The 13932-nt window shown below is 72.7% G+C and carries 14 protein-coding genes; 8 read left to right on the forward strand and 6 right to left on the reverse strand.

Features of this window, described 5'->3' with window-relative positions; all coding sequences use genetic code 11:
* Positions 1-75: 75 nt before the first annotated feature.
* On the forward strand, positions 76-1344 hold the full coding sequence (locus ACFYO5_RS17795) for a sigma-70 family RNA polymerase sigma factor (RefSeq protein ID WP_356560280.1): 1269 nt from the start codon (positions 76-78) through the stop codon (positions 1342-1344).
* Here ACFYO5_RS17795 and ACFYO5_RS17800 read toward each other — a convergent pair.
* Positions 1332-2492, reverse strand: a complete 1161-nt coding sequence (locus ACFYO5_RS17800; protein WP_388709575.1) for a methyltransferase domain-containing protein — start codon at positions 2490-2492, stop codon at positions 1332-1334. The two genes, ACFYO5_RS17795 and ACFYO5_RS17800, sit on opposite strands and share 13 nt — an antisense overlap.
* A 129-nt stretch (positions 2493-2621) precedes the next feature.
* On the opposite strand from ACFYO5_RS17800, the gene ACFYO5_RS17805 reads away from it, so the two are divergent.
* The 4 genes from ACFYO5_RS17805 to groL all read left to right on the forward strand — a co-directional run bounded on the left by ACFYO5_RS17805 (position 2622) and on the right by groL (position 7515).
* A complete protein-coding gene (locus ACFYO5_RS17805) occupies positions 2622-3521 on the forward strand; it encodes a polysaccharide deacetylase family protein (protein ID WP_388709577.1) in 900 nt (299 codons plus the stop codon).
* Positions 3522-3993: 472 nt separating this feature from the next.
* Entirely contained in the window at positions 3994-4977 is a 984-nt protein-coding gene (locus ACFYO5_RS17810) for a polysaccharide deacetylase family protein (RefSeq protein WP_388710386.1), read from the forward strand.
* A 491-nt stretch (positions 4978-5468) separates the two neighbouring features.
* The gene (groES, locus tag ACFYO5_RS17815) at positions 5469-5777 is read left to right on the forward strand and encodes a co-chaperone GroES (RefSeq protein ID WP_020132158.1); all 309 of its coding nucleotides are present in this window, start codon (positions 5469-5471) and stop codon (positions 5775-5777) included.
* 112 nt (positions 5778-5889) lie between these two features.
* Positions 5890-7515 carry a chaperonin GroEL gene (groL, locus tag ACFYO5_RS17820; RefSeq protein ID WP_388709579.1) on the forward strand — a complete coding sequence of 542 codons (1626 nt, stop codon included), beginning with the start codon at positions 5890-5892 and terminating at the stop codon, positions 7513-7515.
* A 435-nt stretch (positions 7516-7950) separates the two neighbouring features.
* On the opposite strand, the gene ACFYO5_RS17825 is transcribed toward groL, so the two are convergent.
* The 3 genes from ACFYO5_RS17825 to ACFYO5_RS17835 form a co-directional block, all read right to left on the reverse strand.
* Entirely contained in the window at positions 7951-8640 is a 690-nt protein-coding gene (locus ACFYO5_RS17825; RefSeq protein WP_388709581.1) for an ester cyclase, read from the reverse strand.
* 76 nt (positions 8641-8716) lie between these two features.
* Positions 8717-9490 (reverse strand): SDR family NAD(P)-dependent oxidoreductase, encoded by a 774-nt coding sequence (locus ACFYO5_RS17830; RefSeq protein ID WP_388709583.1) that lies wholly within the window; start codon positions 9488-9490, stop codon positions 8717-8719.
* Between the two features lie 96 nt (positions 9491-9586).
* Positions 9587-10255 (reverse strand): MOSC domain-containing protein, encoded by a 669-nt coding sequence (locus tag ACFYO5_RS17835; protein WP_388709585.1) that lies wholly within the window; start codon positions 10253-10255, stop codon positions 9587-9589.
* A 93-nt stretch (positions 10256-10348) separates the two neighbouring features.
* Between ACFYO5_RS17835 and ACFYO5_RS17840 the strand changes: the two genes are divergently transcribed.
* Entirely contained in the window at positions 10349-11245 is an 897-nt protein-coding gene (locus ACFYO5_RS17840) for a LysR family transcriptional regulator (RefSeq protein ID WP_356560273.1), read from the forward strand.
* 171 nt (positions 11246-11416) lie between these two features.
* Here ACFYO5_RS17840 and ACFYO5_RS17845 read toward each other — a convergent pair whose 3' ends face one another.
* On the reverse strand, positions 11417-11743 hold the full coding sequence (locus ACFYO5_RS17845) for a WhiB family transcriptional regulator (protein WP_388709588.1): 327 nt from the start codon (positions 11741-11743) through the stop codon (positions 11417-11419).
* Positions 11744-12122: 379 nt separating this feature from the next.
* Here ACFYO5_RS17845 and ACFYO5_RS17850 point away from each other — a divergent pair, with 379 nt between their 5' ends.
* Positions 12123-12734 carry a response regulator transcription factor gene (locus ACFYO5_RS17850; protein ID WP_003948568.1) on the forward strand — a complete coding sequence of 204 codons (612 nt, stop codon included), beginning with the start codon at positions 12123-12125 and terminating at the stop codon, positions 12732-12734.
* On the opposite strand, the gene ACFYO5_RS17855 is transcribed toward ACFYO5_RS17850, so the two are convergent.
* Entirely contained in the window at positions 12731-12988 is a 258-nt protein-coding gene (locus tag ACFYO5_RS17855; RefSeq protein ID WP_388709590.1) for a hypothetical protein, read from the reverse strand. The genes ACFYO5_RS17850 and ACFYO5_RS17855 overlap by 4 nt on opposite strands.
* A 342-nt stretch (positions 12989-13330) precedes the next feature.
* Between ACFYO5_RS17855 and ACFYO5_RS17860 the strand changes: the two genes are divergently transcribed.
* Positions 13331-13918, forward strand: coding sequence for a sigma-70 family RNA polymerase sigma factor (locus ACFYO5_RS17860; RefSeq protein WP_356560271.1), 588 nt, complete (start codon positions 13331-13333; stop codon positions 13916-13918).
* Positions 13919-13932: the final 14 nt, after the last annotated feature.

Here is a 13932-nt window from a genome sequence, read left to right on the forward strand (position 1 = left end):
GCCGGGGAGGGCGATGGCCGGGGGAGGGCCGAGGCTCCTTCCCCGCGGCCCGCCGAGGGTGTTCGATGGTGGGCTGTGGATCAACAGCCCGCCGCCGGGCCCCGCAGCGCCACGGCCGCCATCGAAACCGTCTTCCGCCTGGAGTCGCCCCGCGTCGTCGCCGCCGTCGCCCGCATCGTCCGGGACGTCGGGATCGCCGAGGAGCTGGCGCAGGACGCCCTGGTGGCCGCTCTCGAACGGTGGCCCCGCGAGGGCGTCCCCGACAACCCCGGCGCCTGGCTCACCGCCACCGCGCGGCACCGCGCCGTCGACCTGGTCCGCCGCCGGGAGACGTACGCCCGCAAACTCGCGGTGATCGGCCGGGACCTGGAGACGACGACGCCCGCACCGGAGCCCTCCGACCCGGAGGACATCGACGACGACCTCCTCCGCCTCGTCTTCACCACCTGTCACCCGGTGCTGTCCGCCGAGGCCCGCATCGCCCTCACCCTGCGGCTCCTCGGCGGCCTCACCACGGCCGAGACCGCGCGCGCCTTCCTCACCCCCGAGTCCACGGTCGCCCAGCGGATCGTCCGCGCCAAACGCACGCTGGCCAGGAAGAACGTCGCCTTCGAGGTGCCGTACGGACCCGACCGCGAGGCCCGGCTCGGCTCCGTCCTGGACGTCATCTACCTGATCTTCAACGAGGGGTACGCGGCCACCGCCGGCGACGACTGGCTCCGTCCCGGCCTGTGCGAGGACGCGCTGCGGCTCGCCCGGCAGCTGGCCGCGCTGATGCCGACGGAACCGGAGGTGCACGGTCTGGCCGCGCTGCTGGAGTTCCAGTCCTCGCGCACGGCCGCCCGCACCGCCCCCGACGGCGCCCCGGTCCTGCTGAAGGACCAGAACCGGCGCCGCTGGAACCGGATGCTCATCGCCCGCGGCATCACCGCCCTGGGCCGCGCCGAGGCGGTGGCCACCGGCGCGCCCGGCCCGTACGCCCTCCAGGCCGCGATCGCCGCCTGCCACGCGCACGCGTACTCCTACGAGGAGACCGACTGGCGTGCCATCGCCGCCCTCTACGGCCTGCTCGCGGCCCGCGTGCCCTCCCCGGTCGTCGAACTCAACCGCGCGGTCGCCGTGTCGATGGCCGAGGGCCCGGAACCGGCCCTGCGGATCGTCGACACCCTCACCGTCGAACCGGCCCTGCGCGACTACCACCTGCTCCCCAGCGTCCGCGGTGACCTGCTCCAACGCCTGGGCCGTACCGCGGAGGCACGCGCGGAGTTCGAACGGGCCGCCCGGCTGGCCGGCAACGAACGGGAGCGGGAGCTGCTGCTGCGCCGGGCCGCTCAGGCCGGGTGACCGACGAGCATCGTCGGCGCCCCCGCGACCCGGGTGAGGAACACGGTCGCCGAGTTCCGCCCCTGCGGCCTGACCTTCCTGCGCAGTTCCTCCGGCTCCACCGCCGAGCCGCGCTTCTTCACGGTGAGGATCCCCACCCCCCGCTCCCGCAGCAGCGCCTTCAGCTTCTTCACGTTGAAGGGCAACTGGTCGGTGATCTCGTAGGCGGTGGCGTACGGCGTCGGCCGGAGCGTGTCCGCGGTGACGTAGGCGATGGTCTCGTCGACGAGCCCGCCGTCCAGGTCCCGCGCGACCTCGGCGACCAGGTGGGACCGGATGACGGCACCGTCCGGCTCGTACAGATAGCGGCCGACCGGCCGGACCCGCGGATCGGGCAGGCCGGTGCCGAGCAGCGTGCGCGGGCCGGGGAGGAGGGTGGCGCGCACGGCGCCCGGCTCGGTGCCGAACCACAGCACGGCCTCCTTGACGTCCCCGCCGTCGGAGATCCACTCGGCCTCGGCGTCGGCGGGGACGACGTCGTGCGGGATGCCGGGCGCGACCTTCAGCGCCCCGTGCGGGGCCCTCGTCGCCGCTCCGATCGCCCATGACAGCGGCGGCGAGTAGGCCTCCGGATCGAAGATCCGTCCCCGGCCGCCGCGCCGCGCCGGGTCGACGAACACGGCGTCGTACCCGCCCGTGTCGACCTCCGTGACGTCCGCCTCCCGTACGTCGATCAGGCCGGCGAGCCCCAGCGCCTCGGCGTTGGCCCGCGCCACCGCCGCCGTCAGCGGGTCCCGGTCCACGGCGAGCACCCTGATCCCCGCGCGCGCGAACGCGACGGCGTCGCCGCCGATCCCGCAGCACAGGTCGGCCACGGAGGTCACGCCCCGCGCCCTCATCCGCTCGGCCCGGTAGCCGGCGACGCTCGCCCGGGTCGACTGCTCGACCCCGTTCGGCGTGAAGAACATCCGCTCCGCGTCCTCGGCCCCGAACTTCGCCGCCGCCCGCTGCCGCAGCCGGGCCTGTCCGAGCGCCGCCGAGACCAGCTCGGCGGGGTGCTCGCGGCGCAGCCGGGTGGCGACGGCCAGTTCGTCGGCGGGGGCGGTGCCGCGCACGGCGTCGAGGAGGGCGCGGCCCTCGGGGGAGAGGAGCGGGGCGAGGTCGTTCACCGGGTCATTGTGGGCCAGTCGGTGGATGGCGCGCCTCCGGCGGCGGTGTCGGGCGTGGTTGCGCGCGGGTGGCTGGGAGGATCCGGCGCCATGGGATCAGGATCTGTCGTACAAAATGACAAAAAAGGGATGCGTCGACTGGGCGTGAGGACCGGCCTCGCCGTCCTCGCCCTGGCGGCCCTCGGCTCCGGTTGCGGCGCCGGCACCGGCGGCACCGGCGCCACCCGTCCCGCCCCCGGCCAGCAGCCGCCCCAGGCGCAGCCCGGCCGAGCCCTGCACACCTACGCGGCCAGGCTGCGCGCCGAGTACGCCGCCCGGACCGCCGCCGCCAGGCGCTGGGGACTCCAGAAGGTCCCGCTGACGCCTCCCGCGCCGCCGGCGACGAAACCGGCGATCACCACCCGCGAGGGCTTCGAGGTCGAGGACCACGAGGAACTGAACCTCCCGCCCGTCTTCACCGCCGTCCCCACCAAGGACAAGGTCGTCTTCCTCACCATCGACGACGGCGCGGAGAAGGACCCGGCGTTCCTGCGGATGATGAGCGACCTGAAGATCCCCTACACGGCCTTCCTCAGCGACTACCTCGTCAAGGAGGACTACGACTACTTCAAGAAGATGCAGGACGCCGGGGTGACCCTGAACAACCACACCCTGCACCACCCCTACCTGCCCGCCCTCTCCTACAGCCGCCAGAAACGCGAGATCTGCGGCATGCAGGACGTCATCGAGAAGCACTACGGCGAACGTCCCGAACTCTTCCGCCCGCCCTTCGGCAACTACAACCGCGACACTCTGCGGGCCGCGAAGACCTGCGGCGTGAAGTACGCCCCGCTGTGGAGCGAGGAGGTCTTCGTCGACCACTGGGACTACCGCGAGTGGGACCGCGACCTCCACCCCGGCGACATCGTCCTCACGCACTTCCGCGGCCACGCCGACTGGAAGGGCACCATGCCCGACATGATCCGCCGCTTCCTCGGCATGGTCACCGAGAAGGGCTACGCGGTGGCCCGGCTGGAGGACTACCTGTGAGGAGACGGCAGGTGGCGGGCGCGGCGGCCGGGAGGCGGGCACCGACGGCCGCGCCACCGGCCGTGACGGGGACCGGACGGCGGGCGATGGTGGCTCCGGTGCCGGTGCCGGTGCCGGTGCCGGTGCCGGTGGCGGTGGAGGTGGTGGTGGCGGGACGTGGGGTGCCGGTGGAGTCCGGGGTGCCGGCGGGCGGGAGACCGGTGGCAGGGGGACGGCCCGGGCGGCAGCGGGACCGCCTGTGGCGACGGCGGCCGCTGCCTTGCCCGTGGTGACGGGGGCAGGCGGACGGCCTGTGGCGATGGGGGCAGGGGGACGGCCCGTTGTGTCGGCGACCGCGGGACGGCCTGTCGTGACGGCGACCGCGGGACGGCCTGTCGTGACGGGGGCAGTGGAGAGACCTGTGCCGACGGCGACCGCAAGACGGGCCAGGGCGACCGCGCCACGGAGGCGGGGCCGCGCGGCCCCGCTGCTCCTGCCCGTCATGGTCACCGCCCTGGCGCTGACCGGCTGCGCCCCCTCGGCCGAGCCGGTCGAAGGCGGCCTGGGCCACAGGGCCGCGGAGCACGTGCCGTCGGAGGGGCCGGCGGCGGAGCGGGGCGGGCGACCGCAGGGGCGGGCGCCGGAGCGGGGCGCTCCGTCGGCGGACCAGGCGCCCGGGACGAGCCCGAGGGCTGAGCGGGGCCTGCCGTCGGTGGGCCCGGTGCCGGAGCGGAGCCCGAGCGCCGAGGAGGGCGTACGCGCGCGGGTCCCGGCCGGGGAGCAGCCGTACCGCCGTTGGGGCCTGGCCGCCCCGCTCGCGCCCGCTCCCCGCCCCGCCGGCACGCCGTCGACCGCTCCCCTCGCGGGCAGCCCGGGCCGCCGGGGCCGCCCCGCCCTCCCGCCGGTCGTCGACCGGATCGCCACCCGCGACAAGGTCGTCTTCCTCACCTACGACGACGGCGTCGAACGCGACCCCCGCTTCGTCGCCATGGTGCGTGAGCTGCGCCTCCCCGTCAGCATGTTCCTCACCGACAGCGTGGTGGGCCCCGGCTACGCCCACTTCGCCCGGCTGCGGTCGGTCGGCGCCGGCCTCCACAACCACACCCTCGACCACGCCGCCCTGCGCGGCCTGCCCTACGCCGGCCAGCGCGCGGAGATCTGCGGCCAGCAGGACAAACTCAGGTCCCGCTTCGGCCTGCGCCCCCGCCTGTTCCGCCCGCCCTACGGCACGTACGACAGGACCACCCTGCGCGCGGCCGCCGACTGCGGCATCACGGCGGTCGTCCTGTGGCGGGCCTCGACGGGCCCCACCGGCCTCACCTACGCCCACGGCCCCCACCGTCTGGGCCCCGGGGACATCGTCGCCCTGGACCCCGACGCGACGAGCGGCCCGAACCTCCGGGAACGCACGACGCGGCTGCTGCGGCAGATCCAGGACCGGGGGCTGACGGTGGGTCGCCTGGAGGACTACCTCTGAGGGTGGCCGCGGGGACCGCTCCCGGCTTCCGGCCCCGGCCCGTCGACTCCCGGCGTCGCCGGGGCGACTCCCGGCGTCGGCCCGTCGTCCGCCTTCGCCCCGGGAGGCGGACGGCCGGGGTTCGAGGACAAGGCCCGTCCACGGCCGGAAGCGAGAACCCGGGGCGGCGAGTGGGGCGGCGAGTGGGGCGGCGAGTGAGGCGGCGATCTCTCCTGACGACGGCCGCACCGACACGCCGCGCGTTCCCCTGACGCGGCCGCACCGAGACGCCGCGACAGGGCCGCCCAGGTCGGCCGAGACCGGCCGACGCGCCGCGCGCATTGGCACTCCGCTTGACCGAGTGCTAACCACAGTCATAGTCTCAGTCCTGGCACTCCCCACTGGAGAGTGCCAATAGCGACGGGCAGGTCCGGCACCCGCGACGACGGATCCACCTGGTCGCCACCTCAGACAGTTAACCCCGTGAGATCTCCGAAGGGGGAGGTCGGATCGTGACGACCACCAGCTCCAAGGTTGCCATCAAGCCGCTCGAGGACCGCATTGTGGTCCAGCCGCTCGACGCCGAGCAGACCACGGCCTCTGGCCTGGTCATCCCGGACACTGCGAAGGAGAAGCCCCAGGAGGGCGCCGTCCTCGCAGTCGGTCCGGGTCGCTTCGAGAACGGCGAGCGCCTGCCGCTCGACGTCAAGGTCGGCGACGTCGTCCTGTACAGCAAGTACGGCGGCACCGAGGTGAAGTACAACGGCGAGGAGTACCTCGTCCTCTCGGCCCGCGACGTGCTCGCGATCATCGAGAAGTAATTCACCCAGTACTGCAGTGAACTGCGCCCCTGGCCCCCGCGTCTTTGTGAAGCCGGGTGCTGGGGGCGCGGTTCGTTTCTCCCACGTTTTCCGAGAGGGCTGAACCGCTCCCATGGCGAAGATCCTGAAGTTCGACGAGGACGCCCGTCGCGCCCTCGAGCGCGGCGTCAACAAGCTTGCCGACACGGTCAAGGTGACGATCGGCCCCAAGGGCCGCAACGTCGTCATCGACAAGAAGTTCGGCGCCCCCACCATCACCAACGACGGTGTCACCATCGCCCGCGAGGTCGAGCTGGACGACCCGTACGAGAACCTCGGCGCGCAGCTGGTGAAGGAGGTGGCGACCAAGACCAACGACATCGCGGGTGACGGCACCACCACCGCCACCGTGCTCGCCCAGGCGCTGGTCCGCGAGGGCCTGAAGAACGTCGCCGCCGGCGCGTCGCCCGCCCTCCTCAAGAAGGGCATCGACGCCGCGGTCAAGGCCGTCTCCGACGAGCTGCTCGCCACGGCCCGCCCGATCGAGGAGAAGTCCGACATCGCCGCCGTGGCCGGGCTGTCCGCACAGGACACGCAGGTCGGCGAGCTGATCGCCGAGGCGATGGACAAGGTCGGCAAGGACGGTGTCATCACCGTCGAGGAGTCCAACACCTTCGGCCTGGAGCTGGACTTCACCGAGGGCATGGCCTTCGACAAGGGCTACCTGTCGCCGTACTTCGTGACGGACCAGGAGCGCATGGAGGCCGTCCTCGACGACCCCTACATCCTCATCAACCAGGGCAAGATCTCCTCGATCGCCGACATGCTGCCGCTGCTGGAGAAGGTCATCCAGACCAACTCCTCGCGCCCGCTGCTGATCATCGCCGAGGACCTGGAGGGCGAGGCGCTCTCCACCCTGGTCGTCAACAAGATCCGCGGCACCTTCAACGCCGTCGCGGTGAAGGCTCCCGGCTTCGGTGACCGCCGCAAGGCGATGCTCCAGGACCTCGCGGTCCTCACCGGCGCCACGGTCATCTCCGAGGAGGTCGGCCTCAAGCTCGACCAGGTCGGCGTCGACGTGCTGGGTTCCGCCCGCCGCGTCACCGTCACCAAGGACGACACCACGGTCGTCGACGGTGCCGGCAAGACCGAGGAGGTCCACGGCCGCGTCGCGCAGATCAAGGCCGAGATCGCCAACACGGACTCCGACTGGGACCGCGAGAAGCTCCAGGAGCGCCTCGCGAAGCTGGCCGGCGGCGTGTGCGTGATCAAGGTCGGCGCCGCCACCGAGGTGGAGCTGAAGGAGAAGAAGCACCGTCTGGAGGACGCCATCTCCGCGACCCGCGCCGCGGTCGAGGAGGGCATCGTCTCCGGTGGTGGCTCCGCGCTCGTCCACGCCGTGAAGGTCCTCGAGGGCAACCTCGGCAAGACCGGCGACGAGGCGACCGGTGTCTCCGTCGTCCGCAAGGCCGCCGTCGAGCCGCTGCGCTGGATCGCCGAGAACGCCGGCCTGGAGGGTTACGTCATCACCTCCAAGGTCGCCGAGCTGGACAAGGGCCAGGGCTTCAACGCCGCGACCGGCGAGTACGGCGACCTGGTCAAGGCCGGCGTCATCGACCCGGTCAAGGTCACCCGCTCCGCCCTGGAGAACGCCGCCTCCATCGCCTCCCTCCTCCTGACGACCGAGACCCTGGTCGTCGAGAAGAAGGAAGAAGAGGAGCCGGCCGGCGCTGGTCACAGCCACGGCCACTCCCACTGACGCGAGTCACCCCCGAGGCCCGGCCCCCGAAAGGGACGCCGGGCTTCGGCGTTCCCGCGACCGGTCACCCGCCGTGCCGCACGGGGACGGCGAACGGACTCCGCGAGCACGGCCCGCGCTCCTGGACCGCCGTCCGGACCGCCAGCCAGGGCGAGTGGGTGCCAGGACGAGCCGGCGCGAGTGGCCGTGTGCGGGTGCGAGCCGTTGGGCAACGCCTCCGCGGACTTCCGTTCGCACACGAGGGGTGCGGCGATCCCCGTGTCCGTCCCTTGCGACGTCCCGTACGGCGTCCGCCACGGCGTCCGCCACGGCGTCCGCCACGGCGTCCGCCACGGCGTCCGCCACGGCGTCCGCCCCCCCGCCGTCTCGACGCGGGAACGCCGAGGGCCCCGTCCCCGCCGGGCGGGAACGGGACCCTCGACGGCTCCTCGCGGGCTACTCCCCGAGTACCCCCAACTGCTCGAGCAGTCCCGCTCGGTCGTACTCCCACCACGACTCGCAGATCATCCCCTCCCGGAACCGCTGGCAGGTCATGCCGGTCATGGTGACGTTCTGCCCGGTCGCCGGGATGCCGACGAAGTCGCCCTGGTGCCGGCCCGTCCACGTCCAGCGCGTGCAGACGCGGTCCTCCTGGGCGATCTGGTCGTCGACCCGGAAGGAGAAGTCGAAGGCCCGCCGCCAGCCCGCGACCTCCTCACGTGCCGCCCGCAGCCCCGTGTCCCCCGGGTTGGCGGGATTGTGGTCCAGGTAGTCGTCGGTCACCCGTTCGAACATGCGGTCGATGTCGCCCTTGCCGACGCGCTCGAACCACTCCCGGGCCACGTCCCGGTTCAGCTGTTCGTCCCGCACCACCTCGAGATCCGTGAAGGTCGGCATCTCGTCGCACAGCGCGACCATGTCCTGGAAGATCCTGTCGGTCTCCGGAAGGTTCGAGTTCCGCATCGCCTCCTCGTACGACGGGAACTCCACGATCTCGACGAAGTGCGACGCGTCCGACCGGTCCTTCCCGACCAACGCGTGCGTCGCCGTCCGCCTCCCCTTGGTCTGCTCGACCCACGTGTCCATCAGCCGGTTCATCTCGTCGAACCGGCTCGTCCTGCAATCGATGAGCTGTACGAACGTCATCGCGCCGCCTCCGGCCCCCCTGGGTCCGGCCCTGTCACCCCCCATTTTCCCACCGGGCCCGCGCGGTCGCCGCCCCCTACTGGGGCCCGTACTTGCGTCCGGTCCGCGAGCTGACCCCGCCCAGCAGGGATCGGGGCATCACCTTCACCAGTCCCATCAGCGCCTTGTACCGCGGGTCGGGGATCGACACCGACTTGCCGCGCGCCAGGTCCGCCAGTGCCGCCGCGACCAGCTTGTCGGCGTCGAGCCACATCCAGCCGGGGATGTTGTCCGTGCCCATCCCGGCGCGCTCGTGGAACTCGGTGCGCACGAACCCCGGGCACAGCGCCATCAGCCGCACCCCGCTGCCCGCCAGGTCCTTCGCCGCCCCCTGCGTGAACTGCACGACCCACGCCTTGGACGCGCCGTACGTCCCGCGCGGCACGAAGGCCGCCACCGAGGCCACGTTGACGACACCCCCGCGCCCCCGCTCCCGCATCGCCGCGGCCGCCGCCGACGTCAGCCGCAGCACCGCCTCGCAGTGCACCTTGAGCATCCTCAGCTCGTCGGCCATGGATACGTCGAGGTAGCGGCCCTTGTTGCCGAAGCCGGCGTTGTTGACCAGCAGGTCGACGGGGTTCCTGCGGTCGCCGAGCCGGGCGGCCACCGCCTCGATGCCCTCGTCCGTGGCCAGGTCGGCGCTCAGCACCTGCGCCTCGATGCCGTGCCGGTCGTGCAACTCGGTCGCCTGCTCGCGCAGCCGCTGGGTGTCCCGGGCGACGAGGACGAGGTTGTGCCCGTCCGCCGCGAGCCGCCGCGCGAACGCGGCACCGATACCCGCGGTCGAACCCGTAATCAGAGCCGTTGTCATGGCAGAAGGTTAATGACCCGGAGTCCGGCCGTCCGCTCCGTGCACGCGGCCCGCGGGAAGTGGGGGAGCCGTGCGCGCGCCGAAGGTGACCGCCGCTCAGCCGCCGTACTTCTCGACGTACTTGCGGGCGGCCGCCATCGACTCCGGGTGCAGTGCCGCACCGGCCGCCAGCAGTCGTGGCAGCAGCTCCCGGTGGGTCGTGGTGGCCTGGAACTCCATCCGGGCCGTCACCTCGTGCTCCGGCAGGTGGACGATCTCGACCGTGTCCCCCGCGCGTATCTCACCCGGCACGATCACGCGCAGGTAGGCACCCGACGCGGCCTTCCGGGTGAACCGCCTGACCCAGCCCTTCTCACCCACATGGCCCTGGAAGGTGAGACACGGAATCCGGCCCGCCGTCACCTCAAGAACCACCTCCGGGCCGATCCGCCAGCGCTCGCCGATCCGCGCCCCGGACACGTCCACACCGCTGGTGGTGAGGTTCTCGCCGAACGCGCCGTTGGCGAACGTGCGCTCCAGCTCGCGCTCCCAGTCGTCCAGGTCCTCGCGCGCGACGGCGTACACCGCCTGGTCGTTCCCGCCGTGATGGCGCAGGTCGCACACCGCGTCCCCGGCCAGGCCGCTGCCCGCCGCACCCTTCGGACCGGGCGCAGCCACCCGCACCGGCCCCGCGACGGGCCGCTTGTCGATACCCGTCAGCCCCTCGGGCTGATCGGTGTACGGCACGGTCTTCGGGCGGCCCACATTGACGGACAGAAGCCTCATGGCGGCACGCTAAGCGACCGGCGGTCAAAGTGTCGACGCATTATTCGCCGCCGCACCCAAGACTCGCTTATGCGTCTCACCTATGCTCGAAGAATGATCGAGGCCCGTCATCTCCGCGTGCTGCGCGCCGTCGCCGCCACCGGGTCCTTCTCCGCGGCGGGCCGTGAGCTGGGCTGCACCCAGCCCGCGGTCAGCCAGCAGATGAAGGCCCTGGAGACGTCCGTCGGCACCCCCCTGCTGGTGCGCACCGGCCGCGAGATGCGGCTGACGCAGGCGGGCGAGGCCCTCGTACGGCACGCCGCCGGGATCCTCGCCGGACTCACCGCCGCCGAGGAGGAGGTCGCCGCCATCGCCGGCCTGCGCGCCGGGCGGGTCCGTCTCGTCTCCTTCCCCAGCGGCAGCTCCACCCTCGTCCCGACCGCGCTGGCCGCCCTGCGTGCCGCGCACCCCGGCACCCGCGTCTCCCTGGAGGAGGCCGAGCCGCCCGAGTCGGTCGACCGGCTGCGCGGCGGCGACTGCGACGTCGCTCTCGCCTTCCGCTACGAGGACGCGCCGGGCGCCGAGGAGTGGCCCGACCTGGTCGTGCGCCCCCTGCTGACGGACCGGCTCGTCGCCCTGCTGCCCGAACGCCACCGGCTCGCGGCCGCGGACTCCCTCGCCATCGGGGAACTCGCTGGCGAGCCGTGGATCGCCGGCTGCCCGCGCTGCCGAGGCCGGCTGGTGGAGGTGTGCGAGGCCGCCGGCTTCACCCCCCGCATCGACTTCGCGACCGACGACTACCCGGCGGTGGCCGGCCTGGTGGGCGCGGGCCTGGGCGTCGCGGTCCTCCCCCAGCTCGCGATCGAGTCCCTACGGCCGCGGGGCGCGAAGGCGGTGACCCTGGAGCCGGCGGTACGGCGGGAGGTCGTCGCGCTCACCCTCCCCGACCTGGCCCAGGTGCCGGCGGTGGCGGCGACGCTGGAGCAACTGGGGCTGGCGGCGGCACGGTAGCCGGGCCCGGCGGCAGGGGCCGTACGAGGCGGCACTGGTGGGGGAGGCGGGAATCCGGCGGGAGTCCGCGAGCAGGACGGCGGTGGTTCCGCGGAAGCGACGAGGGCACGCGCGTGTGCGGGTGCCCTCAGCCGTACGGAGAAAATTTCGTGTGTATGGAGAAACGTTCCTTCAGGTGTTCGAAACATCGCCCGCGCCGGCCGCCGCCGACACCAGGCGGTTGCGCGCCCGCCCCATGAGCTCCTCGCGCTCGTCCTCGGTCAGGCCGCCCCAGACGCCGTACGGCTCTCTCACCGCCAGCGCGTGCGCCGCGCACTGCGCGCGCACCGGGCACCTCATGCAGACCTCCTTGGCCGAGTTCTCGCGAGCGCTCCGCGCCGCCCCGCGCTCGCCCTCGGGATGAAAGAAGAGCGAGCTGTCCACCCCGCGACAGGCAGCCAGGAGCTGCCAGTCCCACAGGTCCGCGTTCGGTCCGGGAAGGCGGGAGAAATCTGCCATTGCGTGACCCCTTGTAGCCGTGCTGAGCGGATACGGTGCCCACGACCGTACAACTACGATCTAAGGAGATGAAAATATGACTCATTGCGAATCTAGCCTCAGACACCAGTAAATGGGAAGAAATAGGGCTGAACGGGGCACGGGTTGTGGGGAAAGCTTGAGGGTCCGCGCGGCTCTCTCCACCGTGTCCGTCCCCTCACGTAGAGTGCCGAAGACAGCGTGCGGCCCCGTAACTCTTTCGAGTGACCATCGTTGAGAGTGCGGTGGCGGTTGAAAACACAAACGCTCGGGCAAGCGTCCGAGACGGTCGACCGCACAGGTGACGATACGTACCAGCCTGGAGGCACAAGGTGACGCGCATCAGCTGCGGAGGGCGGCCATGACTTCCGTCCTCGTCTGCGACGACTCCCCGCTTGCCCGAGAGGCGCTCCGCCGCGCGGTCGCGACCGTGCCCGGCGTCGAGCGCGTGACGACGGCGGCCAACGGCGAGGAAGTCCTCCGCCGCTGGGGCGCCGATCGCTCGGACCTGATTCTGATGGACGTGCGGATGCCCGGCCTGGGCGGTGTCGAGACCGTCCGGCGGCTGCTGTCCGCCGACCCGGGCGCACGCATCATCATGCTGACGGTCGCCGAGGATCTCGACGGCGTCGCACTCGCGGTCGCCGCCGGCGCCCGCGGCTATCTGCACAAGGACGCCTCGCGGGCCGAACTGCGCGCGACGGTCACCCAGGCCCTCGCCGACCCCACGTGGCGACTCGCCCCGCGGCGGCTGCGCTCCGCGGAGATGGGCGCCGCGCCCACGCTCACCGCGCGCGAGATCCAGGTCCTGGAAGGCATGAGCCACGGCCGCTCCAACGCCGAGATCGGCCGCGAGCTGTTCCTCTCCGAGGACACCGTCAAGACCCACGCGCGCCGGCTGTTCAAGAAGCTCGGCGCCTCGGACCGCGCGCACGCCGTGGCGCTCGGCTTCCGCTGGGGACTGGTCCGCTAGCGCCTGTCCCTGTCACCGGCACCTCGCCCCCGCCCGATCACGTCCGGGGAGAGACCGCTCCTGGCGAGCGGCGGCACGTGCTGGACGCCGATGAGCGGGGTCCGGCGCGTGAGGTCGCCGACGCCGGCGACGGCGTCGTCGGTGCCGTCGGCGGAGTGGGTGGCGGCGTGGCGGGCGGTGCCGGCGGTCGACGGGAGCCCGCGTGCGACGGCGGTGCCGGGTGCGGTGCTCCGGGTCCGGGGTCTCCGAGCCACGGCCGTACGACCTGTGTGACGGACTTTTCGAGCAAGCCGGCCCAGTGGACAGGAGCGGGGGAATATGGACGAACCTCCCTGCTCGCGCGGGGTGCGGGGCTTGCGGGAACCCCTCCGTCGGCCGGGCGGTGGCCGGGGGCCGTACGGGGCTTCGCCGGATGGCCGCTGCTCGTTTCGCCGCGGATGCCGCATCCTTGAGGTGTGGAGTTCCTCGGGGACGAGTCGGTCGAGCGGGAGGGGAGGGCGCAGGGGATGAGTTCCGGCGCACCTGCTCATAACGCTTCGGTGCACAACGAAGGGCACGGTGCCGCGGCCGGCCCGGCCGCAGTGCACCATGGACCGATGCGCGAAGACGAGGCGGTCCGTGCCCCCGGGGCGATCGGCGGACTCGTGCATCGTGCGGTGGACGGCGACGAGCAGGCCACACACGACCTCTTGGCCCATGTCCACCCGCTTGCCCTGCGCTACTGCCGCACCCGCCTGTCCCGGCTCCCCGGTGACGCGCGCCACTTCGTGGAGGACCTCGCGCAGGAGGTCTGCGTGGCCGTCCTCCTCGCCCTTCCGCGCTACAAGGACACCGGCCGTCCCTTCGAGGCCTTCGTCTTCGCCATCGCCGCCCACAAGGTCGCCGACCTCCAGCGCGCGGCGATGCGCCACCCCGGATCCACGGCGGTCCCCTCCGACGAGATGCCGGAACGCCCCGACGACTCCCTCGGTCCGGAGGAGCGGGCGCTGCTGAGCAGCGACGCCGAATGGGCGAAGAAACTGATGGCCAACCTGCCCGAGAACCAGCGGGAGCTGCTCCTGCTGCGCATCGCGGTGGGCCTCACGGCGGAGGAGACCGGCCAGATGTTGGGAATGTCACCCGGGGCCGTGCGCGTGGCCCAGCACCGCGCGCTGAGCAGGCTGCGGGCCCTCGCCGAGCAGTAGTCGGGCCGTGTCCC

The sequence above is a fragment of the Streptomyces sp. NPDC006259 genome (assembly GCF_042870975.1).
GTDB lineage: Bacteria > Actinomycetota > Actinomycetes > Streptomycetales > Streptomycetaceae > Streptomyces.

Excerpts from the sequence above, each read along its gene's own strand:
- ACFYO5_RS17805 (WP_388709577.1), top strand. The coding sequence starts at position 2,622 with ATGCGTCGACTGGGCGTGAGGACCGGCCTCGCCGTCCTCGCCCTGGCG.
- groL (WP_388709579.1), top strand. The coding sequence starts at position 5,890 with ATGGCGAAGATCCTGAAGTTCGACGAGGACGCCCGTCGCGCCCTCGAG.
- ACFYO5_RS17825 (WP_388709581.1), bottom strand. The coding sequence starts at position 8,640 with ATGACGTTCGTACAGCTCATCGATTGCAGGACGAGCCGGTTCGACGAG.
- ACFYO5_RS17830 (WP_388709583.1), bottom strand. The coding sequence starts at position 9,490 with ATGACAACGGCTCTGATTACGGGTTCGACCGCGGGTATCGGTGCCGCG.
- ACFYO5_RS17835 (WP_388709585.1), bottom strand. The coding sequence starts at position 10,255 with ATGAGGCTTCTGTCCGTCAATGTGGGCCGCCCGAAGACCGTGCCGTAC.
- ACFYO5_RS17840 (WP_356560273.1), top strand. The coding sequence starts at position 10,349 with ATGATCGAGGCCCGTCATCTCCGCGTGCTGCGCGCCGTCGCCGCCACC.
- ACFYO5_RS17845 (WP_388709588.1), bottom strand. The coding sequence starts at position 11,743 with ATGGCAGATTTCTCCCGCCTTCCCGGACCGAACGCGGACCTGTGGGAC.
- ACFYO5_RS17850 (WP_003948568.1), top strand. The coding sequence starts at position 12,123 with ATGACTTCCGTCCTCGTCTGCGACGACTCCCCGCTTGCCCGAGAGGCG.
- ACFYO5_RS17860 (WP_356560271.1), top strand. The coding sequence starts at position 13,331 with ATGCGCGAAGACGAGGCGGTCCGTGCCCCCGGGGCGATCGGCGGACTC.